This is a genomic window from Microbacterium oxydans (genome assembly GCF_000956405.1).
Classification (GTDB): Bacteria; Actinomycetota; Actinomycetes; order Actinomycetales; family Microbacteriaceae; genus Microbacterium; species Microbacterium oxydans_C.
Map to the genome: position 1 here is coordinate 450,692 of NZ_JYIV01000030.1, position 25,945 is coordinate 476,636.

The window sequence follows — 25,945 nt, forward strand, 5'->3', positions numbered from 1 at the left end:
GATTCCGCCATCACCCGCCGCTCCCCTCAGAGGCCGACGCTGAACGTGATCATGGGCTCGCCGCCGAGCGGATGAGGCACCGGACCGGACATCGGCCGGAATCCCTGCTGTTCATAGAGCCGGATGGCGGGGTTTCCTCGCCGCACAGCGAGCTCGACCGTGGAGTACCCGGCGTCCTTCGACGCCAACATCGCGTCCTTGAGCAGAGCTCTTCCGATCCCCTTGCCGGAAGACGCAGGGATCACCGCGATTCGCTCCAGCACTGCCGCAGTCTCATCACCGGACTTGGGTGCCGTCAGCGCGAAGCCTGCAAGGGGCTCCCCTGCCAGCGCGAACCGGATGAGCGGCCCATCGAACAGCGTGCGCATGCGGGAGGCGACTGCGTCCGCGTCGAGCTCTCCATCGCGGTGTCGAAGCGCCTGCACCCAGAGGTCGACACATCTCGCGATGTCCTCGGCTGTTCCCGCGATGATGTCCGTCATACGGGCAATCGTCGCACGCTCGAAAGGTCCGTCGCCGCGAACCGGGCGCTAGTGCGCGGACCACACCCCGAGTTGAGTGCCAGACGGATCCGCGAAGTGCAGCCGGCGCCCGCCGGGGAACTCATACGGCTCCTGGAGGATTGTGCCCCCGGCCGCCACGATGGCATCCTTCGTGGCGTCGAGTTCGTCGGAGTAGAGCAGCACCAGCGGGCCACCAGCGGGACGCGCCTCGTCGGCGAGCAGCAGACCCCCGGCTTCGTTCCCGTCACTGCGAGGAGACACGATCCCCGCATAGCCGGGGCCATAGTCGTTGAAGCTCCAGCCGAACGCCTCGGCGAAGAAGCGCTTCGAGGCGTCGAGGTCGGTGACGACGAGTTCGACGTAGTCGAGTGAGTGATGCAGAGGTGTGCTGGTCATGGCGTCAGGATAGCTCCCACCTCCGACATCGCGGAGGAGTAGCGTTGAGGGGTGCCGCAGGTCTCCCACTCCCCCGTCTCGACACCGGGATGGCGGGCCTGGATCATCTGGTCGGTCGGCGTCGCGGCCTATGTGCTCGCCATCACGAACCGCACCTCTCTCGGAGCCGTCGGCGTCCAGGCAGCCGATCGTTTCCACGCCGACGCCTCGACGCTGGCCCTGTTCGCCGTCGTCCAGCTCGCGGTCTACGGCGGAATGCAGATCCCCGTGGGAATCCTCCTCGACCGTTTCGGATCGCGGCCGATCATGACGATCGGGATGCTGCTCATGGCCGCTGGCCAGCTGACGATGGCCCTCTCCCCCAGCATCGGCATCGCGATCTTCGCACGCGTACTGCTCGGTGCAGGAGATGCCGCCATCTTCCCCGCCGTGCTGCGCCTCGTGGCCACGTGGTTCCCAGCCCAACGCGGACCTCTGATGGTGCAGTTCACGGGCATCATCGGTCAGGCAGGGCAGCTCATCGCCCTGGTCCCCGTCGCCGCCCTCCTGCATGCCACCACCTGGACGATCACCTTCGGCAGCATCGCAGGACTCGGCGTGCTGTTCACGATCCTCGTGGCACTCGTCATCCGGAATCACCCGATCGAGCGCGGGGCCGACGTCACAGTGAACACCGACACAGGTGTCGTCCGTGTGGTCACCTCCGCGATAGATACCGGTGTCGGCATACGTGCGGCCTGGGCGCATCCAGGGACTCGCCTCGCCTTCTGGTCGCACTTCACCACACCGTTCGCGGGAACCGCATTCGTGCTGCTCTGGGGCATGCCCTTCCTCACAGCGGCCGAGGGGTTAGACACCGCGCACGCGGCCGGCATCATCTCCGTATATGTCGTTGCAGGAATGTTCTTTGGCCCCATCATCGGGGACCTCTCCCGCCGGATGCCGAACCACCGGTCCCTCGCACTCGTGCTCCCGGCCGTCGGAGTTCAGATGGCAGCGTGGATCTCTGTCATCGCCGTCCCCGAGGCCGCACCGCTCTGGCTCCTCTATGTGCTGGCGATCGCTCTCGCCACCGGAGGCCCCGCATCGATGATCGCATTCGACCACGCCAGAACGCACAACCCCTCCCACCGCCTCAGCACTGCCACGGGCGTCACGAACGCCGGAGGGTTCATCGCCGCGCTCATCGCAATCTTCCTCATCGGCCTCGCCCTCGATCTGCAGGGCGCCGGCACGCCGGAGACCTACTCGCTGGAAGCGTTCCGCATCGCATTCCTCATGCCGATTCCGCTCTGGATCATCGGCACGATCTTCATCCTCGTCGAGCGCAAGCGGACACGCATCCGCATGGGGCTCGACCCGGAACGTCGCCGCTGACGGCAGTCCCCCGGGCAGCGTCCGCGGTTCAGCGCAGCAGGTGCTGCAGTGTCTCGAGCACGAGCTCCACGCTGAGGTGCTCGGGCACATCGGCGTCGCCTGCCTCGAACTCCGCGAGTTCGACGCCACGCACAGAACCTTGGGGCAGTGCGGCAAAGATCCCGGCGATCTGATGCGGCAGAAGGCCTCCCCCGATGCGATACGCCGCGGGGATGTATCCGGGCTCGAGCACGTCCCAGTCGACGTGAATCCACACCGGGCGTCCAGCCACGATGTCCACGATGCGCTCAGGTGTGCTCTCCGCCGGCGGGAGCACGGTGACACCCGCCTCCGCGAGCAGGTCGCCCTCAGCGGGGTCGATGTCCCGCCCGCCGACGACGATCACCTGCTTCGGGTCGATGCCTGCACCGTGGCCGCTGTCCCAGAGCCCGCACGCCGCGGCGAGCACCATGCCACCGAGATAACCGGACTCCGTGGTGTCTGGGGTGTTGAAGTCGCCGTGCGCGTCGATCCACAGCAGCACCGCCCCCGGATGATGCTCGGCAACCGTGGGAAGAGTCCCGAGGCTGACGGCGCAGGTGTTGGTGATCAGCAGGGGTGTCGTCCCCGCGGCAAGGGCGTCCTGCAACGCAGCCCGGATCCCCTGAAGCGTCTGCTCCGCCTCCGGCAACGCCTTCGTCCAGTCGTCGACAACACTCGGGGTCGGCGTGCCGATGGTCTGTGCCTCGATCGACAGCAGGGACGACACGGCCTCGCCCACTCGGCGTGCGCCGACCAAGGCGCCGTCGGTGCGGTCGGCCACCCGGCCCTGAGAGACGATGAGCGAATAGGAGGATGACATGTCCTTCAGCCTGGCATCCGCACGGCCAGAGGGACAAATGCGCCGATCTCCCGGAGAGCCGGCACGGAGAATTCGTCTGAGTCAGCCGCGGCGCGGGGTCCATCCCGATGGCAGAGGTCCGTCCTGGACAGCACGCTCTCGATCCGCTCGCTCCGACCAGCCCTGCGCGCGTCCCGGGGTGTCGAAGGCACCTCGAGCGAGCCTCAACCCCACGTCCTGGTGGTGCATGCGCGGGGCTCCCCCACGGCGCACGGATGCCCGCACGCTCCAGGCATCGTCGGCGAAACCGCCTCCGCGGAACACACGGTAGTCGTCGTAGCGGGCGGGGTCGAGCAGGTCCCAGCACCATTCCCAGACATTGCCGAGCGTATCGAAGAGGCCGTTGAGGTTCGGGAGCTTGCCGCCGACGTCCTGTGGCGAGGAGACTCCGTCCGCCGCTGTCCACGCCGCGTCGGCGAGCGGCGCGTAGTGAGGGCCTGTCGAGCCGGCACGACAGGCGAACTCCCACTCCGCCTCCGTGGGCAGTCGGTATCCGTCCGCCGTCGTATCCCACGTGACGACCTCGCCGTCGAACGAGGAGACTCCGTCCGCCGCTGTCCACGCCGCGTCGGCGAGCGGCGCGTAGTGAGGGCCTGTCGAGCCGGCACGACAGGCGAACTCCCACTCCGCCTCCGTGGGCAGTCGGTATCCGTCCGCCGTCGTATCCCACGTGACGACCTCGCCGTCGAACGAGTAGCTCCGCTCCAGCCCCTCCCACTCCGACGCGGCATTGCAGAAATGCACCGCTCGCAACCAGCTGAGATCCGCGGCGGGGCGGCGAGGGTGCCGCGCAGGAACGCCCAGCACCTCGGCAAGTTGTTCCTCCGTCACCGGGAACACGCCGATCTCGAACGGTTCGAGGGCGACCTCTCGCCTCTCCTGCCTGCGTGCGTCGTGCAGCGTCACCGTTCCGGCGCTGATGGCCGCGAGCTCGAAGTCACTCACCGGGATCAGGCGCCGTCGAAGGAGGTGGTGCTCATGAGGGGACCCGCTCGACCCATGACGGGTACTTGGCTGTCCGGCCGTCTCCGGACGAGGTCCGGGTCACCCGACGTCGTACCCACGGTCCGACGAACTCGCGGTAGTACGCCAGCCCCGAGGGCTCAGTGCCGAGTCGATCGCTCGGAGCCCACCACGTCTCCGGGGGCTCGAAGCCGAGTGCGTGCAGCACCCGGGCGGCCACACGGTGATGACCCGACGCATTCATGTGCAGCCTGTCCTCGGCCCAATAGGCGCCGCGGGAGAGCTCACGGTCGGGCCAGTTGAGCGCCCGGATCACATCGGGACGGTCTTCGATGCGCCGCAGCACGGCTTCGGACAGCAGATCACCCCGTCGCTGCACGAGGGAGCCCATCGGGAGCTGACCACTCGGGTTCGCTCCGGAGAGCAGGATCATCGTCACCCCCTCCTCGTCGCATCTGCGCAGCACGCGGCTGAAGGCATCGGCGATGTGCTCGACGTCGGTACGCGGGCGCAGCATGTCGTTGCCGCCACCGTTGAACGAGAGATGCGTGGGACGCAGGGCGAGTGCAGGTTCGAGCTGCTCTTCGACGATGGGCCAGGCGAGCTTGCCCCTGATCGCGAGATTCGCGTACTGGATGGGGTGCCCGGCTGCGTCGGCCCACCCCTGAGCCGCCAGGTCGGCCCAGCCGCGCTCTCGTCCATCCGGGAGCACGTCACCGACACCCTCTGTGAACGAGTCGCCGATCGCTACGAAGCGCACATCTGCCATCGTCCCAGCCTATTGCGGGGTGACGACGCACGGCGCCGGAAAGCGTCGGGTCGCCGCGCGTCAGCGGTCGTCGAGAGCCTGGCCGCCGCGATCGGCGAGTCCCCAGGCCGCAGCGGCAGCGCCGAGGAAACACATTCCGAACACCGCGAACAGCAGCGGCGCACCACCCGCGATCAGGAGGACCGGGACGGAGAGCGGTGCGATGATCGACGCGATGCGCCCCACTCCAGCGGCCCAACCCGCGCCGGTGCCCCGCAACGAGGTCGGATAGATCTCCGGAGTCACCGCGTACAGGGCTCCCCAGGCACCGAGGTTGAAGAACGACAGCGCCATGCCGGCGGCGATGATGGCCCCCTCCGTCGTCGCAGTGCCGAAGACCACAGCCGAGACCGCCGAGCCGAGAAGGAAGACGGAGAGCGTCAGCCGACGGCCCCAGACCTCGATGAGCCACGCGGCAACAGCGTATCCGGGGAGCTGAGCCAGTGTGATGATGAGCGTGAAGCCGAAGGAGCGCACCAGATCGAAACCGGCATCGACGAGGATGCTCGGGATCCAGATGAACGCCCCGTAGTAGGCGAAGTTCACACCGAGCCACACCAGCCAGAGACACAGCGTGCGCAGCCGGAACTCACGGCTCCAGAGCGTCGCCAGCCGTGCGCGTGCGGTGACGGCGATCGCCTGCGACGCCGGTTCCTTCCGAATGGCGGGAGCCGTCTCCACCCGCGCCTCCGCCTCGAAAGCCGAGACGATGCGGTCTGCTTCCGCGATCCGTCCGCGCGATGCGAGCCAGCGAGGCGACTCGGGCATCCGCCACCGCACGAAGAGCGCGTACACGGCAGGGATGGCTCCGAGGGCGAATGCCCAGCGCCAGCCGTCGTCGGAGGCGGGGATGACCAGGAACCCGATGAGAGCGGCTGCCGTCCACCCGAGTGCCCAGAACGCCTCCAGCACGACGATGAGACGGCCTCGGATCCGGGCGGGTGCGAACTCGCTCACATAGGTCGATGCCACCGGAAGTTCGGCACCGAGCCCGAGGCCGACCAGAAATCGGAGGACCAAGAGCGCCGCGAGGCCGCCGACGAGTGCGCTGGCGCCGGTGGCGAGGCCGTAGACGAGCAGGGTGAGGGCGAACACCTGCCGCCGTCCGTAGCGGTCCGCCAGGAGACCGCCGAGGGTCGCGCCGATCGCCATGCCGATGAAGCCGACCGAGGCGATCCAGCCGGCCTCCCCTTTGGACAGCCCCCACTGCTGCGTCAGGGCCGCGAGGATGAAGGAGATGAGACCGACATCCATCGCGTCCAACGCCCACCCGAGCCCGGAGCCGGTGAGCAAGCGGAAGTGTCGGCGCGTGAACGGCAGGACATCCAGGCGCTCAGCCAACGATGAGCGGCTCGGCAAGGCGGTGTTGGCCATGCTCCTCATCGTAGAGCCGAGCGCCCGACGCCCCGCGCCCGATGACGTCAGTCCTGCGCGGCGAGGATCCGCTTCACGCGCGGGATGACCTCGGTGCCGTACAGCTCGATGCTGCGCATCATCGACTCATGCGACAGGGTGCCCGTGGCGTACTTGAGGTCGAAGCGGCCGAGACCCAAGGTCGTGATGGTGTCGGCGATCTTCGCGGCGACCCGATCCGGCGACCCCGAGTAGATCGCCCCCTCCGGTCCGACGTCATTCTGGAAGCGCGCGCGACTGTAGGCCGGCCATCCACGCTCACGGCCGATGGTGTTGTTCATCGCCTCGAATCCGGAGTACGCGGCATCCCAGGCTTCCGCGTCAGTCTCGGCGATATGACCGGGCGAGTGCACCGAGACCGGATGCGACGTGGTGCCGAACGACGCCACCGAGCGGTGGTACAGGTCGACGAACGGCTTGAACCGCACCGCCGGGCCCCCGATGATCGCCAGCATGAGTCCGAGACCATGGCGAGCGACGCGGACCACCGACTCCGGGCTTCCGCCCACGCCGACCCAGGTGCGCAGACCCTTCTCGGTCTTCGGGAACACGTTCGCATTCTCCAGCGAGGGCCGCATCGTTCCCGACCAGGTCACGGGCTCTTCCTTCAGGAGCTCGACGAACAGCTCGAGCTTCTGCTCGAAGAGTGCGTCATAGTCGCGCAGGTCATAGCCGAACAGGGGGAAGGACTCGATGAAGGAGCCGCGCCCGAGCACCACCTCGGCCCGGCCGTTCGACAGCGCATCCAACGTCGAGAAGCGTTCGAAAACGCGCACAGGGTCATCGGAGGACAGCACGGTCACCGCGGTGCCCAGCCGGATGTGCTCGGTGCGCGCCGCGATGGCCGCCAGCACCATCTCCGGGGCCGACACCGCGAACTCCGTGCGGTGGTGCTCCCCCACTCCGAAGAAGTCCACGCCCACGGAGTCCGCGAGCTCCGCCTGCTCCACGATGTTGCGGATTGTCTGCGCTCCCGTGAGGAGCTCCCCGTCCGCGTCTCGCGTGATGTCGCCGAACGTGTCCAGTCCGAATTCGATGCCCATGTCATCCCTTCCTATTCAGATGAATGAACACGAGCTCGGCCGGTCGCATTCCCGTCAGCGCGGGAGCAGAGCGCTGCGGAGAGTATCGAGGCCGACGCCGCCCATGTCGAGCGCCCGCTTGTGGAAGTCCTTGAACGAGAACGCATCGCCTTCCGCCGCACGGACACCATCGCGGACCTGCTCCCAGATGCGCTGGCCGACCTTGTACGACGGCGCCTGTCCCGGCCACCCCAGGTAGCGGTTCACCTCGAACTGCACGAACTGGTCCGACATGTTCACGTTCCGGCGCATGAAGTCGAGCGCGTAGTCCGCGTCCCACACACCCTCGCCGTCGAGACGCGGTTTGCCCAGGTGCACGCCGATGTCGAGCACCACCCTGGCCGCGCGCATGCGCTGACCGTCGAGCATGCCGAGACGATCGGCGGGGTCGTCGAGGTAGCCGAGCTGCTCCATCAGACGTTCGGCGTAGAGCGCCCAGCCTTCCGCATGGCCGGACGTGCCCGCGAGCAGACGACGCCAGGAGTTGAGCTCGGCGCGGTTGTACACGGCCTGCGCGATCTGCAGGTGATGCCCGGGGACGCCCTCGTGGAACACCGTGGTGAGCTCGCGCCAGGTGTCGAACTCGGTGACTCCCTCGGGAACCGACCACCACATGCGACCGGGGCGCGAGAAGTCGTCCGTCGGTCCGGTGTAGTAGATGCCACCCTCCTGGGTGGGGGCGATCATGCACTCGAGCGTGCGGATCGCCTCGGGGATGTCGAAGTGCGAGGCCCCCAGTTCAGCGACTGCCCTGTCACTCGTCTCCTGCATCCACTTCTGCAGCGCGTCCGTGCCGACGAGCTTGCGTGCCGGGTCGGCCTCGAGGTGAGCGACGGCTTCCTCGACCGAGGCGCCAGGCAGGATCTCGTTCGCGATGGCCGTCTGCTCCGCCACCATGCGCGCGAGCTCTTCGCGACCCCACTCGTACGTCTCGTCGAGGTCGATCGTCGCGCCGAGGAAGCGCCGGGAGTTGAGGGCGTACAGCTCGCGCCCGACGGCGTCGACCTCCCCCGCCGCAGGAGCGAGCTCCTCAGCGAGGAAGCGACGGAGCTCGTCGTAGGCGACGCGTGCAGCCGCCGAGTTGTCGGCGAGCGTGCGCGCGAGCGAGGCAGGCAGCTGACCCTCCGCCGGGTCGGCCTCCGCGACGAATGCGGCGAAGAACCCATCGTCGGCGGTGTAGCGGTCGATCTGCGTCGCGACCTCGACGACCTGACGACGCGCCGGCGTCACTCCTTCGGCGATGCCGGTCCGGAGCGTCTCGACATATCCGCGGAGCGCATCCGGAACGGCCGCGAGACGGGTCGCGATCACGTCCCAGTCCTGCACGGTCGCGGTGGGCATCAGATCAAACGCGGAGCGCACGTCCTGCGCGGCCGAGGCGATGACGTTGAGGTCGCGCAGGTGCCACTTGGCATCGTGGAGTTCGAGATCGAGGCGGAGCTCGGCGCTGAGGTCGGTCTTCGTCACCTCGTCGATCGCGTCGACGGGCTCGAGCGCCGAGAGCCGGTCGAGTGTCGCACGGGTCGCGGCGGCGATCTCCTCATGCCCTTGCGGGCTCAAGTCGCCGAAGCGGTCGTTCACCTCGTCGCGGCCGATGTACGTGCCGAGAGTGGGAGCCAGTACCGCGATCGTGTCGACCCATTCATCGGCGACAGCGTCGATGGCAGAAGGGGTGCGAGGAGCTGAAGTCATACCTTTCAGCCTAATCCCCGGCCCCCTCCGGCCGCCGGACGTCAGTGCGCGGCTTCGTTCCAGTCGCGTCCGCGGCCGACCTGCACGTCGAGCGGCACGGACAGCTCGGCAGCATCGCCCATCCGCGCGCGGACGATCCGCTCCGTGGCGTCCCACTCGCCTGGCGCGACCTCGACCACGAGTTCGTCGTGGATCTGCAGTAGCACCCGCGAGGAGAGGTTCTCGGAGCGGAGGTCGTCGTGGATGTGCAGCAGCGCGATCTTCATGATGTCGGCCGCGCTGCCCTGGATCGGCGCGTTGAGGGCGGCGCGCTCCGCGTTCTCACGCAGCACGCGGTTCGGGCTCGCAAGGTCGGGGAACGGGCGACGACGGCCGAAGATCGTCTCCGTGTAGCCGTCCTCCTTCGCCTTCATCACCGACGCCCGCAGATAGTCACGCACCGCGCCGAATCGCGCGAAGTACTCCACCATGAGCTGCTTGGCCTCAGACTGTTCGATGCGCAGCTGCTTGGACAGGCCGAACGCGGAGAGCCCGTAGACGAGGCCGTAGGACATGGCCTTGACCTTGGTGCGCATCGCCGCCGTGACGTCGCTCGGCTCGACACCGAACACGCGCGCTCCGACGAATCGGTGCAGGTCTTCCCCGCTGTTGAACGCCTCGATCAGCCCCTCGTCGCCCGACAGGTGCGCCATGATGCGCATCTCGATCTGCGAGTAGTCAGCGGTGAGCAGCGCCTCATATCCCTCGCCGACCTGGAACGCGCTGCGGATGCGGCGCGACTCCTCGGTGCGCACCGGGATGTTCTGCAGGTTCGGGTCGGTGCTCGAGAGCCGCCCTGTCTGGCTCCCGGTCTGCACGTAGGTGGTGTGCACGCGGTGGTCGTCGCCGATCGCCGAGTCGAGCGACTCGATGATCTGGCGCAGCTTCGTGGCCTCGCGGTGCTGCAGCAGCAGACTCAGGAAAGGATGAGGGTTGCTCTCCTGCAGGTCGGCGAGCACCGCAGCGTCCGTCGAGTATCCGGTCTTGGTCTTGCGCGTCTTCGGCAGCTGCAGGTCTTCGAACAGAACCTCCTGCAGCTGCTTGGGCGAGCCGAGGTTGAATTCGCGTCCCACGACGGAGAACGCCTCCTGCGCGAGACCTTCCGCACGGGCTGCGAGCTCACCGGAGAAGGTGGACAGCACGTCGTGCGACACTGCGACGCCCGAAACCTCCATGTCGGCGAGGGTGAGCAGGGTGGGCAGCTCGATGTCGTCGAGGACCTTCGCGACCGACTCCGGGATGTCTTCGCGGAGAGCATCCGCCACACGAAGAGCGAACCACGCCTCCTGCGACGGCGTCGCGCCCTCCGTCTCGGGGACGAGCTGGGAAGGATCAGCCTCCGGCAGCTTCTCCCCCAGGTAGCGCTCGACGAGGTCGGAGAGGGTCTTGTCGGGGAAGCTCGGCCGCAGCAGCCAGCCCGCGAGGCTCGTGTCGTACGCGAGCCCGCGGAGACGGATGCCCTGGCGGATCAGCGCTTTCACCTGCGGCTTCGCGTCGTGGAGCACCTTCGGCGCGTCTGACTCCAGCCATCCGCGGAGCGCATCCGCGGCCTCATCCGCCCAATCGGCTTCGCGGAGCTCAGTGAGCGTGGCGGCACCGACACGTGCCGGCACACCGCCCTGGGTCGTGACGCGGAGCGCGACCCCGCCTTCCTGCGCCGCAGCCCAACTCGCCAGATCGGCCGGAGTCACCTCCACGGGCACGGGCAGGACCACGACCGAAGCAGGGTCGTCGGCGACGTCGCCTGCTCCGACGGCCTCGAACACGCGCGGCAGCAGGGTGCGGAACTCGAGGCGGGCGAAGATGTCGCGCACGGCCTGCGCGTCGATCGGCGCGACGGCGAGGTCTGCGGGCCCGACCGGAAGCTCGACGTCGGTGAGGAGACGGTTGAGCTTGCGGTTGCGACGGACGTCGTCGATGTGATCGCGGAGGTTGCCTCCGACCACACCCTTGATCTCGTCGGCCCGGGCGATCAGCTCATCGAGCGAGCCGAACTGCGTGAGCCACTTGACCGCGGTCTTCTCGCCGACCTTCGGCACACCCGGCAGATTGTCGCTGGTCTCGCCCACGAGCGCGGCGATGTCCGGGTACTGCTCCGGCCGCACACCGTAGCGCTCCTGAACGGTCGCCGGGTCGTATCGCTTGAGCTGAGAGACCCCCTGAACCGACGGGTACAGCAGCGTGACGTCGTCGTTGACGAGCTGGATGGTGTCGCGGTCTCCCGAGACGACGAGCACCTCGTAGCCCTGCTCGGCACCCTGGGACGCGAGGGTCGCGAGGATGTCGTCGGCCTCGATCCCCTCTTTCGTCAGGACCGGGATGGACATGGCGGCGAGGCAGTCCTGCAGCAGCGGGATCTGCCCCTTGAACTCCTGAGGCGACTCAGAACGCGTCGCCTTGTACTCGGGGTACTCATCGGTGCGGAACGAATGCCGCGAGGTGTCGAAGGCGATCGCGAGATGCGTCGGCTGCTCCGCCTTGATGAGGTTGACCAGCATCGACAGGAACCCGTAGATGCCGTTCGTGTGCTGCTTGTCCTTGGTCGTGAAGTTGTCGACCGGGAGGGCGAAGAAGGCACGGTAGGCGAGCGAGTGGCCGTCGACGACCATGAGGGTAGGCTTTGCGGAGTCCGTCACCCTGTCAGCCTAACGAGGACGACGGACACCCGCTGAGGAGGATGCATGGGCGATGTCGCGATGAGCGAGGGACTCGAGTGGGCCACGGCCCGGGGAATGGGTGCTCTGGCGGAGAAGATGGGCATGGAGTTCGTCGAGTTCAGCGTCGAGCGCTGTGTCGCGACGATGCCGGTCGAGGGCAACACCCAGCCGGTCGGGCTCATGCACGGCGGGGCCTACGTCGTCCTCGGAGAATCCCTCGGCTCGATGGCCGCGAATCTGCACGCCGGGGCGGGACGGCTCGCGGTCGGCGTCGATATCAACGCGACGCACACGCGTTCAGCCACCTCGGGCGTCGTCACCGGCGTCTGCACCCCGGTGCATCTGGGTCGCAGCATCACGGTGCATGAGATCGCGGTGAACGATGATCAGGGGCGTCGGTGCTCGACCATCCGCATCACCAACATGATCAAGGACCTTCCCGCCGCGCGCTGAGCGGTTCCTCCAGCAGGCGCTGGAACAGCAGATGGTCCTGCCACTCCCCCGCTATGCGCAGGTACTTCGGGGCCATGCCGATGCGCTCGAATCCGTTTCCGAGCAGCACACGCTGCGAGCCGAGGTTGTGCAGCAGCGTGGCCGCCTGGAGTCGATGCAACCCCAGCTCGGTACGGGAGTGCTCGATGATCCACCCCACCGCACGGCTCGCGAGCCCACGGTGCACGCGCGACGCGTCGACCCAGTAGCCGAGATCTGCGCTCCAGAACGCACCGCGGACGATGTTGTTGACGTTCATCCGTCCGCGGATCTCGCCGTCCTCGGACTCGATCACGAAACGGACGCTCCGCCCAGCGGATGCGTCGTCCACGCACTGCCGCGCGTGCTCCTCCTGCGAGGCGACGGTGAAGAAGGTCTCCGAGCGCGTCGGCTCCCACGGCGCGAGATGCTCGCGGTTCACCAGATAGGCACGGGAGAGCGCTGCTCCATCGCCCAGGCGCACCGGCCTGAGGATGTGCTCGGAATCGAGCCGGAAGGGTCCGGCGCTCACCGCTACTTCTTGGGAGCGAGCTGCTCGATGATCGCCTTCGCGACGTCCTGCATCGTGAGACGACGGTCCATGGATGCCTTCTGGATCCAGCGGAACGCCTCGGGCTCGCTCAGGCCCATCTTCTCGTTGAGCAGACCCTTGGCCCGGTCGACGAGCTTACGGGTCTCGAAGCGCTCGACCATGTCGGCGACCTCGGCCTCGAGCGTGATGATCTGCTCGTGGCGGGCCAGTGCGATCTCGATGGCCGGGAGGAGGTCGTTCGGCGTGAACGGCTTCACCACATAGGCGAGGGCACCGGCCTCACTGGCACGCTCGACGAGCTCTTTCTGGCTGAACGCCGTCAGGAGCACGACCGGAGCGATGTTCCCCTTGTGCAGCTTCTCGGCCGCACTGATGCCGTCGAGCTGAGGCATCTTGACATCCATGATGACGAGGTCGGGACGCAGTTCGGTGGCCAGAGCGACCGCGGTCTCTCCGTCACCGGCCTCGCCGACCACATCGAAGCCGTTGTCGCGGAGGATCTCGACGATGTCGAGACGGATCAGCGACTCGTCTTCGGCGACGACGACGCGTCGGGGTGCGGATGACGTGGGCTGCTCAGCCTGCTCTTCTTGCTCTGTCACACACCCATCCTAGTGGAGCGCCCCTGTCTACAGGCCTCAGGCGCTCGGCGCGGACGATCATGCCCGCTCCGCTGCGCTAAAGTCGTAGACGCGACACACGAGCCGGCGTGGCGGAATGGCAGACGCGGAGCACTCAAAATGCTTTGTCCGAAAGGGCGTGTGGGTTCGAGTCCCACCGCCGGCACACAACATCGATCAGTCGACCGCAGCGTGATCGACGCGCGCCCATGATCGGCTACTCTGCGAGCACCGCCAGCTCGGCGAGAACTCGCGGATGGGCGAGGATCCGGAAGTGCCCACCCGTCTCGAGGCGCACATTCTTCGCACCGGCCAACTCGCTCCCCTCGGGGATGTGCGGGTCGAACGCGGCGTAGACCGAAACGATCCGCTGGTTCACCGTCGACTGCCGCCCGAGGCTCACGATCGACGGGTGGCCAGGAGAGAACGCACGAAGCGTTCTGGACGGCATCAGTCGTGCGTAGCGGGACCCGCCGAACGGTGCGGCGATCGCGAGCATGGACCGCACGCGCGTGCCCGCCGGACCGGTCATCACGCTCTTCCCCGCAAGGCCGCCCTTGCTGTGCGCGACGAGGATCACGTCTTCGAGCCAGCGCTCCTCGAGAAACGCTGCCACCACCGCGGCCATCTCGGTCACCGGGCGCTCGTTCCGGCGGAGCGCGTCCACGATGTGCACCGGGTGCCCGCGTTCATGCATCGCCACGACGAGCGGCTGCAGGAACCGCCAGGTCTCGTACACTCCGGGGAGCACGACGATCGGAGCATTCGACCCCGAACTGAAGGAAGACGGATCGGTGCGGTCGAATGCTGCACGGACCTGCCAGTACCCCGCATACGCGTAGTCGGCGATCCACCACCCCACGTTCCTCAGCGCGCCGATGATGAGCTCCTTCGACGACGACGCAGGTCCATCCCTGAAAGCTACCCGATACGTACGACAGAGGGGGCGGGACCGAAGTCCCACCCCCTCTGGATGATGTCCGTCAGACGCCGGCCTTGTAGATCGGCGCGGCACCGCGGATCGCATCGCCGACCTTGTGCACGCGAAGGTCGTTCGTGGATCCGACGATTCCGGGAGGGGAACCGGAGATCACGACGACCTTGTCCCCTTCCTCGGCCAGACCGTTGCCGAGCAGGTACTCGTCGACCTGGTGGTACATCAGGTCGGTGTGCTGGACCATGTCTACCAGCGCCGAGCGGATGCCCCACGTCAGCGCCATGCGGCGACGGATCCCGGGTTCCGGGGTGAACGCGATCATGGGGATGCGGGAGCGCAGACGTGACAGGCGACGCGCGGAGTCGCCGGACTGCGTGAACACGCAGAGGAACTTCGCGTCGACGAACTCGGCGACCTCGAGAGCGGCGAGGGTGATCGCACCACCCTGCGTGCGCGGCTTGGCCGTGAGCGGCGCGATGCGCTCCAGGCCGTGCTCCTCGGTCGACTCGATGATGCGCGCCATGGTCTCGACCACGACGACCGGGTAGTCTCCCACGCTGGTCTCACCCGAGAGCATGACCGCGTCGGCGCCGTCGAGCACGGCGTTCGCGACATCGGAGGTCTCGGCGCGGGTCGGCACCGGGCTGTTGATCATCGACTCGAGCATCTGAGTCGCGACGATGACCGGCTTCGCCATGCGGCGCGCGATCTCGACGGCGCGCTTCTGCACGATCGGCACGGCCTCGAGCGGCAGCTCCACACCCAGGTCACCGCGGGCGACCATGATGGAGTCGAACGCGTCGATGATCTCCTCGAGCGCGTCGACCGCCTGCGGCTTCTCGACCTTGGCGATCACGGGGACGCGGACGCCCTCCTCCGCCATGATCTCGTGGACGCGGATGACATCGGCGGCGTTGCGCACGAAGGACAGCGCGATCAGGTCGGCGCCGATGCGCAGACCCCAACGGAGGTCCTCCTCGTCCTTCTCGCTCAGCGCGGGGACGTTCACGGCGACACCGGGCAGGTTGATGCCCTTGTTGTTCGAGACTGCTCCCGCGACGACGACCTTGGTCGTGACGGTCACGCCATCGGTCTCGACGACCTCGACGCGGACCTTGCCGTCGTCGATCAGGAGGAAGTCTCCGGGCTTGACGTCCTGCGGGAGCCCCTTGAACGTCGTTCCCGAGATCTCCTTGTTGCCGATGATGTCCTCGGTGGTGATCTTGAAGATGTCACCCTTGGCGAGCTCGTAGGGTCCGCCTTCGAACTTGCCGAGGCGGATCTTCGGACCCTGCAGGTCGACGAGGATCGCGACGGGGCGACCAGCGTCCTCGGCGGCACGACGCACGTTGGCGTAGTTGTTCTCGTGCACGGAGTAGTCGCCGTGGCTGAGGTTCAGTCGAGCGACGTCCACCCCCGCATCGATCAGTGCGCGCACCGTCTCATACGTAGAGGTGGCGGGGCCCAGGGTGGCGACGATTTTCGCGCGTCTCAAAGATTTCTCCAGGGTAGAAGTGGGGGATGTGAATCAGGCGACGGTGCCGGCCTCAGCCTACGCGGGCTGGAGACCGATCGCGACATCGCTCGGCCGCACCGGCTCCGGGAGCACGGTGGTCCCCATCAGGAACCGGTCGACGTTGGCAGCCGCCGCACGGCCCTCGGCGATCGCCCACACGATGAGCGACTGTCCACGCCCGGCGTCTCCCGCGACGAACACACCCGGCACTGTCGACTCGTACGAGGCGTCGCGGCGGAATGCGCCCCGATCGGTCACCTGCGGAAGCGTCTCCTCGGTGTAGCCCTCCTGCTCCGGTCCGGTGAAGCCCATGGCGATCAGGATCAGATCGGCCGGGATCTCCCGCTCGGTGCCGCTCTTGGGCACACGCCGGCCGTCGACGAACTCCGTCTCGGCCACGCGCAGAGCACGGACCTCGCCGACGTCGTTGCCGAGGAACTCGACGGTGGAGGCGAGGAACACGCGCTCTCCGCCCTCTTCGTGAGCGGAAGAGACCTCGAACAGCGTCGGCATCATCGGCCACGGCTGGTGGTCGGGACGCGTGTCGCCCGGCTGCTTGCCGATCGCGAGGTTGGTGACGCTGAGTGCGCCCTGCCGGTGCGCGGTGCCGATGCAGTCCGCCCCGGTGTCGCCACCGCCGATCACGATGACGTGCTTGCCCTCGGCGCTGATCTGATCCGTGACCTCGTCGCCCGCCACCGCGTGGTTCGACTCGACGAGGTACTCCATGGCGAAGTGGACTCCGTCGAGGTCGCGACCGGGGATCGCGAGGTCGCGCGGGACCGTGGAGCCCGTGGCGATGACGACCGCGTCATACCGGGCACGCAGGTCGGGCCAGGAGATGTCCTTGCCGATCTCGACGCCGGCGCGGAAGCGCGTGCCCTCCTCCTGCATCTGACGAAGACGGGCCTCGAGCTGCGTCTTCTCCATCTTGAAGTCGGGGATGCCGTAGCGGAGCAGTCCGCCGATCCGGTCGTCACGCTCGAAGACGGCGACGGTGTGTCCGGCGCGGGTCAGCTGCTGCGCTGCTGCGAGTCCGGCTGGACCGGAGCCCACCACCGCGACGGTCTTGCCCGTGAGGCGCTCCGGCGGCTCCGGCTCGACCCAGCCCTTCGAGAAGGCCTCGTCGATGATCGAGACCTCGATCTGCTTGATGGTCACCGCCGGCTGATTGATGCCGAGCACGCACGAGCTCTCGCAGGGCGCGGGGCACAGCCGCCCGGTGAACTCCGGGAAGTTGTTCGTCGCATGCAGGCGCTCGATCGCCGCGCGGCCCTCGCCCCGCCACGTCAAGTCGTTCCACTCCGGGATCAGGTTGCCGAGCGGGCAGCCCTGATGGCAGAACGGCACACCGCAGTCCATGCAGCGTCCGGCCTGACGACGCAGGACCTGCTTGTCGCCAGGCTCATAGACCTCTTTCCAGTCCATGATGCGCACGGGAACGGGGCGACGTGCGGGAAGCTCCCGCTCGGTCACCTTCAGAAAGCCTTTGGGGTCAGCCACCGGTCACCTCCAGGATGCGGTTCCACACGATGTCGCCGTCGGGGTCGATCCCCTCGGCCAGCGCTTCCTCGCGCATGCTCCGCACGGCTGCGAAGTCACGAGGGAGCACCTTCACGAACTCTGCGGCGGCCTCCTCGAAGTTCTCGAGAAGACCCGCAGCCCGCGGAGAGGCGGTGCGCTCGACGTGCGTGACCAGCAGGCTCCGCAGCACTTCGAGGTCCGCGCGGTCGAGCGGTTCGAGGAGCAGCTCGCCGCTGCCGAGCGACTGCGCGTTCACCTTGCTGGTGTCGAGGGCGTGCACGTAGGCCACTCCCCCGGACATCCCGGCGCCGAAGTTCCGTCCGGTCGAACCGAGGATCACCGCGAGGCCGCCGGTCATGTACTCCAAGGCGTGGTCGCCCACGCCCTCGACCACAGCGGTCGCACCCGAGTTGCGGACGAGGAAACGCTCGCCGACGACACCCGAGATGAACATCGTGCCCGACGTCGCGCCGTAGCCGATCACGTTTCCGGCGATCACGTTCTCGTGCGGAGCGATCGTGGCACCGCGCGGAGGACGGATGGTGATGTCACCGCCGGAGAGTCCCTTGCCGACGTAGTCGTTGGCGTCACCCTCGAGCCGCAGCACGATCCCCGGCGGCAGGAACGCCCCGAGGGACTGGCCGGCGGTTCCGTGCAGAGTCACGTCGATGGTGCCCTGCGGCAGACCGGCGGCTCCGTGCCGGGAGGTCACCTGGTGGCCCAGCATGGTTCCGACGGCGCGCTCGGTGTTGGCGATGGGCAGCTCGACCACCACGGGTTCGCCGTTGAGCAGCGCCCCCTTCGCGATGTCGATCAGCTGCACGTCGAAGTGCTTCTCGAGCTCGTGGTCCTGGGCGCGGCCGCTGCGACGCGGTTCGCCTGCCGGGAAGGCCGGGCCCTCCAACACCGGGCTGAGGTCCAGACCCTCGGCCTTCCAGTGCTCGACTGCCGCGTTGACCTCGATGAGGTCGGCACGTCCGACGATCTCGTCGATGGAGCGGTAGCCGAGTTCGGCGAGGAGCTCGCGCACCTCTTCGGCGATGAACTCCATGAAGTTCACGACGAACTCGGGTTTGCCCGTGAAACGCTCGCGCAGGACAGGGTTCTGGGTGGCGACTCCGACGGGGCAGGTGTCGAGATGACAGACCCGCATCATGATGCAGCCGCTGACGACGAGCGGAGCGGTGGCGAAACCGAACTCCTCCGCGCCCAGCAGCGCACCGATGATGACGTCGCGACCCGTCTTGAGCTGGCCGTCGACCTGCACCACGACGCGATCGCGCATGCCGTTGAGCATGAGTGTCTGCTGCGTCTCGGCGAGCCCGAGCTCCCACGGCGTACCGGCGTGCTTCAGCGAGTTCAACGGGCTCGCACCTGTTCCGCCGTCGTGACCCGAGACAAGGATCACGTCGCTCAGCGCCTTCGCGACACCGGCCGACACCGCGCCGATGCCCGACTGGCTCACCAGCTTGGTGTGGATGCGAGCCTCGGGGTTCGCCCTCTTCAGGTCGAAGATCAGCTGCTTCAGGTCTTCGATCGAGTAGATGTCGTGGTGCGGCGGCGGGGAGATCAGTCCCACACCGGCCGTGGCGTGACGGGTACGCGCGACCCAGGGGTACACCTTGGTCGGCGGCAGCTGACCTCCCTCGCCGGGCTTGGCACCCTGGGCGAGCTTGATCTGGATGTCGTCCGCCTCGGTGAGGTACAAGCTCGTCACCCCGAACCGTCCCGATGCGACCTGCTTGATCGCGCTGCGACGCTCTGGGTCGACCAGACGGTCGGGGTCCTCGCCACCCTCACCCGTGTTCGACTTCGCCCCGATGCTGTTCATCGCGACAGCGAGCGTCTCGTGCGCCTCCTTGGAGATCGAGCCGTAGCTCATCGCGCCGGTGGAGAATCGCTTCACGATGGCGGAGACCGGCTCGACCTCGTCCAGCGGCACGGGCTTGCGGGTGCCGGTGCGCAGCGTGAACAGTCCGCGCAGCGTCTTCAGCTCGGCGGCCTGCTCATCGACGAGCTTCGTGTACTCGCGGAAGATGTCGTAGCGCCGCGTGCGAGTCGAGTGCTGCAGCTTGAACACCGTCTCCGGATTGAACAGGTGCGGGGAGCCGTCGCGGCGCCACTGGTACTCGCCGCCCGTCCAGAGTCGCTCGTGCGCACGGGCCGCCGCGTCCTCGGGGTACGCGTAGTCGTGCCGCGCCTGGTTCTCGGCGAAGATCTCCTCGATGCCGATACCGCCGAGCTTCGATTCGGTGCGGGTGAAGTACGCGTCGATGAACTCCTGGCTGAGGCCGACCGCCTCGAAGACCTGAGCCCCCGCGTACGACGACACCGTGGAGATGCCCATCTTCGACATGATCTTCAGCACGCCCTTGCCGAGCGCGTAGATCAGGTTCTTGACGGCCTTCTCGGTCGTGATACCGGTGATGTAGCCGGTGCGCACGAGGTGCTCGACCGTCTCCATCGCGAGGTACGGGTTGACGGCCGAAGCTCCGTAGCCGATCAGCGTCGCGACGTGATGCACCTCGCGGACGTCTCCGGCTTCGACGATGAGACCGACCTTCATACGGTTCTCGCGCCGGATGAGGTGGTGGTGGATCGCCGAGACCATGAGCAGCGACGGGATCGGTGTCAGATCCTTGTTCGAGTCGCGGTCCGACAGGATGATGAACTCGGCACCGTTCTCGATGGCCTCGTCCACCTCGGCGCACATCTCGGTGAGGCGGTCAGCGAGCGTCTGGGGACCGGCATCGAAGTGGTACAGGCCGCGGATCGTCGCGCTCGACCGACCGGGCATGGCCTTGTCGATGTGGCGGATCTTCGCGAGCTCGTCGTTGTCGATCACCGGGAAGTCGAGAGACACCGTGCGGGTGTGCTCGGGACCCCAGGCGAGCAGGTTGCTCTCCGGGCCGAGGCCCAGCTTGAGACTCGTGACGACCTCTTCACGGATCGAGTCGAGCGGCGGGTTCGTCACCTGCGCGAACTGCTGTGTGAAGTAGTCGAAGAGCAGCCGAGGACGCTTGCTGAGTACGGCGATCGGCGTGTCCGATCCCATCGCACCGAGCGGTTCGACACCGGTCTGACCCATCGGAGTGAGGAGGATGCGGACCTCCTCCTCGGTGTAGCCGAAGGTGCGCTGACGACGGGTGATCGACGCCGGCGGGTGCACGATGTGCTCGCGCTCCGGAAGCTCGGCCAGACGCACGGCACCGGCATCGAGCCACTCCTGCCACGGATGCATCGTGGCGAGGTCGCGCTTGACCTCGCTGTCCTCGATGATCCGACGCTGCGACGTGTCGACCAGGAACATCTTGCCCGGCTGCAGGCGACCGCGGCGCTTGATGCGCTCCGGCTCGAAGTGCAGAACGCCGGTCTCGGACCCGATGACGACGAGTCCGTCGGTGGTCTCCGTCCAGCGTCCAGGGCGCAGACCGTTGCGGTCGAGGGTCGCCCCGACGAGGGTGCCGTCCGTGAAGATGAGAGCAGCAGGTCCGTCCCACGGCTCCATCTGGTTGGAGTGGTACTCGTAGAACGAGCGCAGCTCCGGCGAGATGTCGGCCTGCTTCTCGTAGGCCTCCGGCACCATCATCATGATCGCGTGGGGCAGGCTGCGGCCGGTCAGCGTGAGCAGCTCGAGCACCTCGTCGAAGGAGGCGGAGTCACTGGCGCCATCGGTGCAGATCGGGAGCAGCGGAGCGATGTCACCGAGGAGCTCGGACTCCAGCTGCGACTGGCGGGCGCGCATCCAGTTGCGGTTGCCGCCGACCGTGTTGATCTCGCCGTTGTGGGCGAGCATGCGCAGCGGCTGCGCGAGAGGCCAGGAGGGGAACGTGTTCGTCGAGTAGCGGGAGTGGACCACCGCGAGCTCCGAGGCGAAGCGCTCGTCCTGCAGGTCGGGATAGAACGGCTCGAGCTGCAGGGTCGTGACCATGCCCTTGTAGCCGAGGGTGCGAGCCGAGAGGGAGACGAAGTAGGCGCCGAGTTCGTGGCCGGCGCGCTTGCGCAGACGGTAGGCGACGCGGTCGAGCGCGATGCCCGTGAGAGGTGCGTCGGAGTGTGTCGCCCCGCCGGCGCTGACGAACAGCTGCTCGAAGGCGGGACGCGCTTCGTCGGCGAGCTTTCCGAGGTTCTCGTTCGCGGTGGGCACCTCACGCCAGCCGAGGACGCGAAGCCCCTCGGAACGGGCGATCTTCTCGATGCCGGCCTTCTGCTGGCGGCGCTCGCTGGAATCGCGAGGCAGGAACGCCAGTCCGGCGGCGTACTCCCCCACCGGCGGCAGTTCGAAGCCGACCACGGCGCGGAGGAACGCATCGGGCATCTGCGTCAGGATGCCGGCGCCGTCCCCGGTGCCCGCGTCCGAGCCGATGGCTCCGCGGTGCTCCAGGTTGCGCAGGGCCTCGAGGGCCAACGCGATGATGTCATGCCCGGCTTCGCCGCGCAGGGTCGCGACCATGGCGAGGCCGCAGGCGTCTTTCTCGAACGCCGGGTTGTACATGCCCTGCTTCGGGGGGTATGCGCCGGAGGCGCCGTAAGGGGGCTGGAAGTACACCAGTTACCGTCCTCAGATCTTCGAGTGAAACCCGGGGACGACGTCGGCCCGCTCGTTCAGTGCAATGGTTCTCCCGCTACGAGGCGGCGTTATCGAGAGCCGTCCTCGCTCGTGGGAGCAGTGCTTGTGGCGGTGGCTCCTGCGGTGACTTCTTCGGCCGGAGGCTCGCTCACGTCTACGAAGTCAGAGGTATTGTCCTGCGATTCTACAACAGCGTCCGGGTCGGTCCGTTCGCGGCCCGGCTGGTACGGCGACGGCTCCAGTCCGGGGTGACGACGCGTCTGCACGATGAGGATCGCGAGACCGATGAGCACACCGATGATGGCCGCAAGGACGTTGCTGCGCAGGCCCAGGATGATCTCGCTCGGATCGATGCGGATCGACTCCCACAGGATGCGACCGGCGCTGTACCAGATGAGGTAGATCGCGAAGAGGCGGCCCCACTGGAAGAAGAGCTTGCGCCCGAGCCACAGCAGCACGATGACGCCGAGACCGTTCCAGATCACCTCGTAGAGGAACGTCGGGTGGAACAGGGTGCCCTCGGGAAGTCCCGGAGGGAAGGCCGAGTTTGTGGACGGGATCTCCAGCCCCCACGGCAGATCGGTGGGGAGCCCGAAGAGCTCGTTGTTGAACCAGTTGCCGAAACGGCCCATGGCCTGTGCCAGGAGCAGACCGGGCGCCAGCGCGTCGGCGAAGGTCCAGAAGCGGATGCCCGTCCAGCGGCACCCGAGATACGCGCCGACGGCACCGCCGATGAGCGCGCCGAAGATCGCGATCCCACCCTCCCAGATGGCCCAGACCGAACCGGGCTGGAACGGGTTCCAGGTGTTGATGCCCTCGCCGAAGTAGTCGTTCGGGTGGGTGAGCACGTGGAAGATACGCGCACCAATGATCGCCAGCGGCACCGCGAGGATCGAGATGTCGATCACCACCCACGGCTCCGCTCCTCGCTTGGTGAGGCGGCGGTTGGTCAGGAACGTCGCGGCGATGATGCCGGCGATGATGCACAGCGCATAGAAGTGGATCCGGACCGGCCCGAGGTCGAAGTACGAGACCGTGGGGCTCGGGATGCTGGCGAGCACGTTCGTGAAGATGCTGTGGAGCGCGAGTGACATGAGTGCGATTCTAGTTCTCGTGATCGGGGCGTGCCGACGAGGTGCCGGAGGCCAGGTTTCGGGTGACTTCTGCGAGGGCCGGAACTCCGCCGTCACGCAGAGCGCGGACGAGCGCCGTGCCGACGATGGCGCCGTCGGCGTACTCGGAGACGCCGGCGATCTGCTCGGCGGTGGAGATGCCGATGCCGACGCAGGCGCGGTGGGCTCCATGCGCCCGCAGGCGTCCGACAAGGGTGCGGGCAGCGCGGTCGAGTTCGGCGCGCTCCCCCGTGATGCCCATCGTCGACACCGTGTACACGAAACCGGTGGAGGACTTCACCACCAGCTCGAGTCGTTCATCCGAGGAGGTCGGTGCCGCCAGGAACACGCGGTCGAGGCCGGTCCGCTCGCTGGCGGCGATCCACTCCCCTGCTGCGTCTGGCGTGATGTCCGGAGTGATGAGGCCGGCGCCGCCCGCAGCGAGCAGGTCATCGGCGTAGCGATCGATCCCGTACTGCATGACAGGGTTCCAGTAGGTCATCACGAGCACCGGGACGTCGGTGGCCGCCGTGATCGCACGGATCGCCGTGAAGAGGTCGGCCATCCGGAAGCCCGCGGCGAGAGCCTTGGTGGTCGCTTCCTGGATGATCGCGCCGTCCATCACCGGGTCGCTGTAGGGCGGACCGAGCTCGATGATGTCGACGCCGTTCTCGGCGAGGGCGATGGCTGCCTGGATGCTCGTCTCGAGATCGGGGAAGCCGACGGGCAGGTAACCGACGAAGGCACTGCGGCCCGCGTCCTGCGCGCGCTGGATGGCTTGTTCGACGCGGCTCACAGCTGCGGTTCCCCCTTCGCGACGCGTTCTTCCTGTTCGCTCTCCTGCTCGACGTCGTGGGCCAGTGCGGCCTCGTCGTAGAGCTGGAAGTAGCGGGCCGCGGTGTCCATGTCCTTGTCGCCGCGACCGGACAGGCAGACCGCGATCAAGCCGTCGGGACCGAGGTCGCGACCGATGCGCAGTGCTCCGGCGAGAGCGTGGGCGGATTCGATGGCAGGGATGATGCCCTCGGTCCGGCTGAGCAGACGCAGCGCCTGCATCGCCTCGTCGTCGGTGGCCGGGATGTACTCGGCTCGGCCGATGTCGGCGAGCCAGGAGTGCTCGGGGCCGACACCCGGGTAGTCGAGACCGGCCGAGATCGAGTGGGACTCGATCGTCTGGCCGTCGGCATCCTGGAGGACGTAGGTCTTCGCGCCGTGGAGCACGCCGGGGCGACCGCGCTCGATCGACGCCGCGTGCTTCTCGGTGTCGACACCGTCGCCGGCTGCCTCGACGCCGTAGAGTCGGACGCCCTCGTCGTCGAGGAACGCGTCGAACATGCCGATCGCGTTGGAGCCCCCGCCGACGCAGGCCATGACCGCATCGGGAAGCCGTCCCACCTCGTCGAGCAGCTGCGCGCGGGCCTCTTCCCCGATGATCTTCTGGAAGTCGCGGACCATCGCGGGGAACGGGTGCGGACCCGCCGCCGTGCCGAAGATGTAGTTGGTGGTCTCTACCGAGGCCACCCAGTCGCGATAGGCGTCGTTGATCGCGTCCTTGAGCGTGCGCGAGCCGGACGTCACCGGGACCACCTCGGCACCGAGGAGCCGCATGCGGGCCACGTTGAGCGCCTGCCGCTCGGTGTCGACTTCTCCCATGTAGATGGTGCAGTCCAGACCGAACAGCGCTGCCGCCGTCGCCGTCGCAACACCGTGCTGCCCGGCACCGGTCTCCGCGATCACCCGCGTCTTGCCGAGGCGCTTGGTGAGCAGCGCCTGGCCGAGCACGTTGTTGATCTTGTGGGAGCCGGTGTGGTTGAGGTCTTCACGCTTGAGGAAGATCCGCGCGCCGCCGGCATGCTCGGCGAAACGCGGGACCTCGGTGATCGCGGAGGGGCGTCCGGCGTAGGAGCTGAGCAGATGCGCGAGCTCGTCACGGAACGCCGGGTCGACGATCGCGGCCTCGTAGGCCACAGTGAGCTCGTCGATCGCCGCGATGAGCGACTCGGGCATGAACCGTCCGCCGAACTCACCGAAGAAGGGGCCGTGCTGGTCGCGCAGGCTCATCATGCCTCCAGGAAACTCTTGAGGGTGGCGACGGGGTCGCCGGTCACGAGCGCCTCGCCGATCAACACGACGTCGGCACCCGCGGAACGGTAATGCACGACGTCTGCGGGCGTCAGGACCGCCGACTCCGCGATCTTCACCGCCGTGTCGGGGATGCGCTCGACCAGACGCCCGAACAGATCGCGATCGAGCTCGAGCGTCCTCAGGTCACGGGCGTTCACACCGATCAGCGGAGCGCCGAGATCGATCGCGGCCTCGAGCTCCTCTGCGGAGTGCGTCTCGACGAGGGGCGTCATGCCCAGCTCGCCGATGAAGCCGAAGAGATCACGGAGCACATCGGGTTCGAGCCCGGCGACGATCAGCAGGACCAGGTCGGCGCCAGCGGCTCGCGCCTCCAGCACCTGGTACCGGGTCGCGATGAAGTCCTTGCGCAGCACCGGGAGCGACACACGCGCGGTGACCGCCTCGAGGTCGGCGAGACTGCCTCCGAAACGACGCTCCTCCGTGAGCACGCTGATCGCGGATGCCCCGCCCGTCTCGTAGAGCGAAGCCTGAAGGGCGGGATCGGGGATCTCTGCGAGAGCGCCCCTGGAAGGGCTGGCACGCTTGACCTCTGCGATGATCTTCACGCGATCCGCGGGGGCGAGGAACGAGAGCGCGTCCTTCGCCGCAGGGCGGGCGAGAGCATCTCGTTCGAGGGCGGCCAGCGGCCGCGACAGGGCGCGACGCTCGGCGTCTGCGACAGCGCCGGCCGTCAGGTCGGCGAGCACC

At 67.6% G+C, this 25,945-nt stretch carries 21 protein-coding genes and 1 tRNA gene; 3 read left to right on the plus strand and 19 right to left on the minus strand.

Features of this window, described 5'->3' with window-relative positions:
* Window positions 1-26: 26 nt before the first annotated feature.
* Together RN51_RS18090 and RN51_RS17570 are read right to left on the minus strand one after the other, a co-directional pair.
* Complete coding sequence (locus RN51_RS18090) at window positions 27-482, minus strand: GNAT family N-acetyltransferase (protein ID WP_052674770.1); 456 nt, start codon at window positions 480-482, stop codon at window positions 27-29.
* A 48-nt stretch (window positions 483-530) separates the two neighbouring features.
* Window positions 531-899, minus strand: coding sequence for a VOC family protein (locus RN51_RS17570; protein WP_045265301.1), 369 nt, complete (start codon window positions 897-899; stop codon window positions 531-533).
* Between the two features lie 51 nt (window positions 900-950).
* On the opposite strand from RN51_RS17570, the gene RN51_RS17575 reads away from it, so the two are divergent.
* Entirely contained in the window at window positions 951-2,276 is a 1,326-nt protein-coding gene (locus RN51_RS17575; RefSeq protein WP_045265302.1) for an MFS transporter, read from the plus strand.
* 28 nt (window positions 2,277-2,304) lie between these two features.
* Here the strand turns inward: RN51_RS17575 and RN51_RS17580 are convergent, their stop codons facing one another.
* The 7 genes from RN51_RS17580 to polA form a co-directional block, all read right to left on the minus strand.
* Window positions 2,305-3,117, minus strand: a complete 813-nt coding sequence (locus RN51_RS17580) for an arginase family protein (RefSeq protein WP_045265303.1) — start codon at window positions 3,115-3,117, stop codon at window positions 2,305-2,307.
* An 81-nt stretch (window positions 3,118-3,198) separates the two neighbouring features.
* Complete coding sequence (locus RN51_RS17585; protein ID WP_045265304.1) at window positions 3,199-4,101, minus strand: formylglycine-generating enzyme family protein; 903 nt, start codon at window positions 4,099-4,101, stop codon at window positions 3,199-3,201.
* A gap of 31 nt (window positions 4,102-4,132) precedes the next feature.
* Entirely contained in the window at window positions 4,133-4,888 is a 756-nt protein-coding gene (locus tag RN51_RS17590) for an SGNH/GDSL hydrolase family protein (protein WP_197073284.1), read from the minus strand.
* Window positions 4,889-4,948: 60 nt separating this feature from the next.
* A complete protein-coding gene (locus RN51_RS17595; RefSeq protein WP_045265306.1) occupies window positions 4,949-6,301 on the minus strand; it encodes an MFS transporter in 1,353 nt (450 codons plus the stop codon).
* 47 nt (window positions 6,302-6,348) lie between these two features.
* Entirely contained in the window at window positions 6,349-7,383 is a 1,035-nt protein-coding gene (locus tag RN51_RS17600) for an LLM class flavin-dependent oxidoreductase (protein ID WP_045265307.1), read from the minus strand.
* A 54-nt stretch (window positions 7,384-7,437) separates the two neighbouring features.
* The gene (locus RN51_RS17605; RefSeq protein ID WP_045265308.1) at window positions 7,438-9,114 is read right to left on the minus strand and encodes a DUF885 domain-containing protein; all 1,677 of its coding nucleotides are present in this window, start codon (window positions 9,112-9,114) and stop codon (window positions 7,438-7,440) included.
* Window positions 9,115-9,155: 41 nt separating this feature from the next.
* Window positions 9,156-11,789: a DNA polymerase I gene (polA, locus tag RN51_RS17610; protein WP_045265309.1), complete on the minus strand. Its 2,634-nt coding sequence runs from the start codon at window positions 11,787-11,789 to the stop codon at window positions 9,156-9,158.
* A 45-nt stretch (window positions 11,790-11,834) separates the two neighbouring features.
* On the opposite strand from polA, the gene RN51_RS17615 reads away from it, so the two are divergent.
* Window positions 11,835-12,263, plus strand: coding sequence for a hotdog fold thioesterase (locus tag RN51_RS17615; protein ID WP_045265310.1), 429 nt, complete (start codon window positions 11,835-11,837; stop codon window positions 12,261-12,263).
* On the opposite strand, the gene RN51_RS17620 is transcribed toward RN51_RS17615, so the two are convergent.
* Together RN51_RS17620 and RN51_RS17625 are read right to left on the minus strand one after the other, a co-directional pair.
* Window positions 12,238-12,813: a GNAT family N-acetyltransferase gene (locus RN51_RS17620; RefSeq protein WP_045265311.1), complete on the minus strand. Its 576-nt coding sequence runs from the start codon at window positions 12,811-12,813 to the stop codon at window positions 12,238-12,240. The genes RN51_RS17615 and RN51_RS17620 overlap by 26 nt on opposite strands.
* Before the next feature lie 2 nt (window positions 12,814-12,815).
* Window positions 12,816-13,436: an ANTAR domain-containing response regulator gene (locus RN51_RS17625; RefSeq protein ID WP_017830602.1), complete on the minus strand. Its 621-nt coding sequence runs from the start codon at window positions 13,434-13,436 to the stop codon at window positions 12,816-12,818.
* Between the two features lie 101 nt (window positions 13,437-13,537).
* Here RN51_RS17625 and RN51_RS17630 point away from each other — a divergent pair.
* Window positions 13,538-13,620 (plus strand) — tRNA-Leu (locus tag RN51_RS17630).
* Between the two features lie 51 nt (window positions 13,621-13,671).
* Here RN51_RS17630 and RN51_RS17635 read toward each other — a convergent pair.
* The 8 genes from RN51_RS17635 to trpC form a co-directional block, all read right to left on the minus strand.
* On the minus strand, window positions 13,672-14,316 hold the full coding sequence (locus RN51_RS17635; RefSeq protein ID WP_231579334.1) for an esterase/lipase family protein: 645 nt from the start codon (window positions 14,314-14,316) through the stop codon (window positions 13,672-13,674).
* A gap of 121 nt (window positions 14,317-14,437) precedes the next feature.
* A complete protein-coding gene (pyk, locus tag RN51_RS17640; protein ID WP_045265312.1) occupies window positions 14,438-15,886 on the minus strand; it encodes a pyruvate kinase in 1,449 nt (482 codons plus the stop codon).
* A 57-nt stretch (window positions 15,887-15,943) separates the two neighbouring features.
* Entirely contained in the window at window positions 15,944-17,410 is a 1,467-nt protein-coding gene (locus tag RN51_RS17645; RefSeq protein WP_045265313.1) for a glutamate synthase subunit beta, read from the minus strand.
* Window positions 17,403-21,926: a glutamate synthase large subunit gene (gltB, locus tag RN51_RS17650; RefSeq protein ID WP_156149224.1), complete on the minus strand. Its 4,524-nt coding sequence runs from the start codon at window positions 21,924-21,926 to the stop codon at window positions 17,403-17,405. The genes RN51_RS17645 and gltB overlap by 8 nt, the downstream gene beginning before the upstream one ends.
* A gap of 143 nt (window positions 21,927-22,069) precedes the next feature.
* The gene (lgt, locus tag RN51_RS17655) at window positions 22,070-23,095 is read right to left on the minus strand and encodes a prolipoprotein diacylglyceryl transferase (RefSeq protein WP_045265315.1); all 1,026 of its coding nucleotides are present in this window, start codon (window positions 23,093-23,095) and stop codon (window positions 22,070-22,072) included.
* Window positions 23,096-23,105: 10 nt separating this feature from the next.
* Window positions 23,106-23,909, minus strand: a complete 804-nt coding sequence (gene trpA, locus RN51_RS17660; protein WP_045265316.1) for a tryptophan synthase subunit alpha — start codon at window positions 23,907-23,909, stop codon at window positions 23,106-23,108.
* Window positions 23,906-25,174, minus strand: a complete 1,269-nt coding sequence (trpB, locus tag RN51_RS17665; protein WP_045265317.1) for a tryptophan synthase subunit beta — start codon at window positions 25,172-25,174, stop codon at window positions 23,906-23,908. Before trpB ends, trpA begins: the two co-directional genes overlap by 4 nt.
* On the minus strand, window positions 25,174-25,944 hold the full coding sequence (gene trpC, locus RN51_RS17670; protein ID WP_197073291.1) for an indole-3-glycerol phosphate synthase TrpC: 771 nt from the start codon (window positions 25,942-25,944) through the stop codon (window positions 25,174-25,176). Before trpC ends, trpB begins: the two co-directional genes overlap by 1 nt.
* Window position 25,945: the final 1 nt, after the last annotated feature.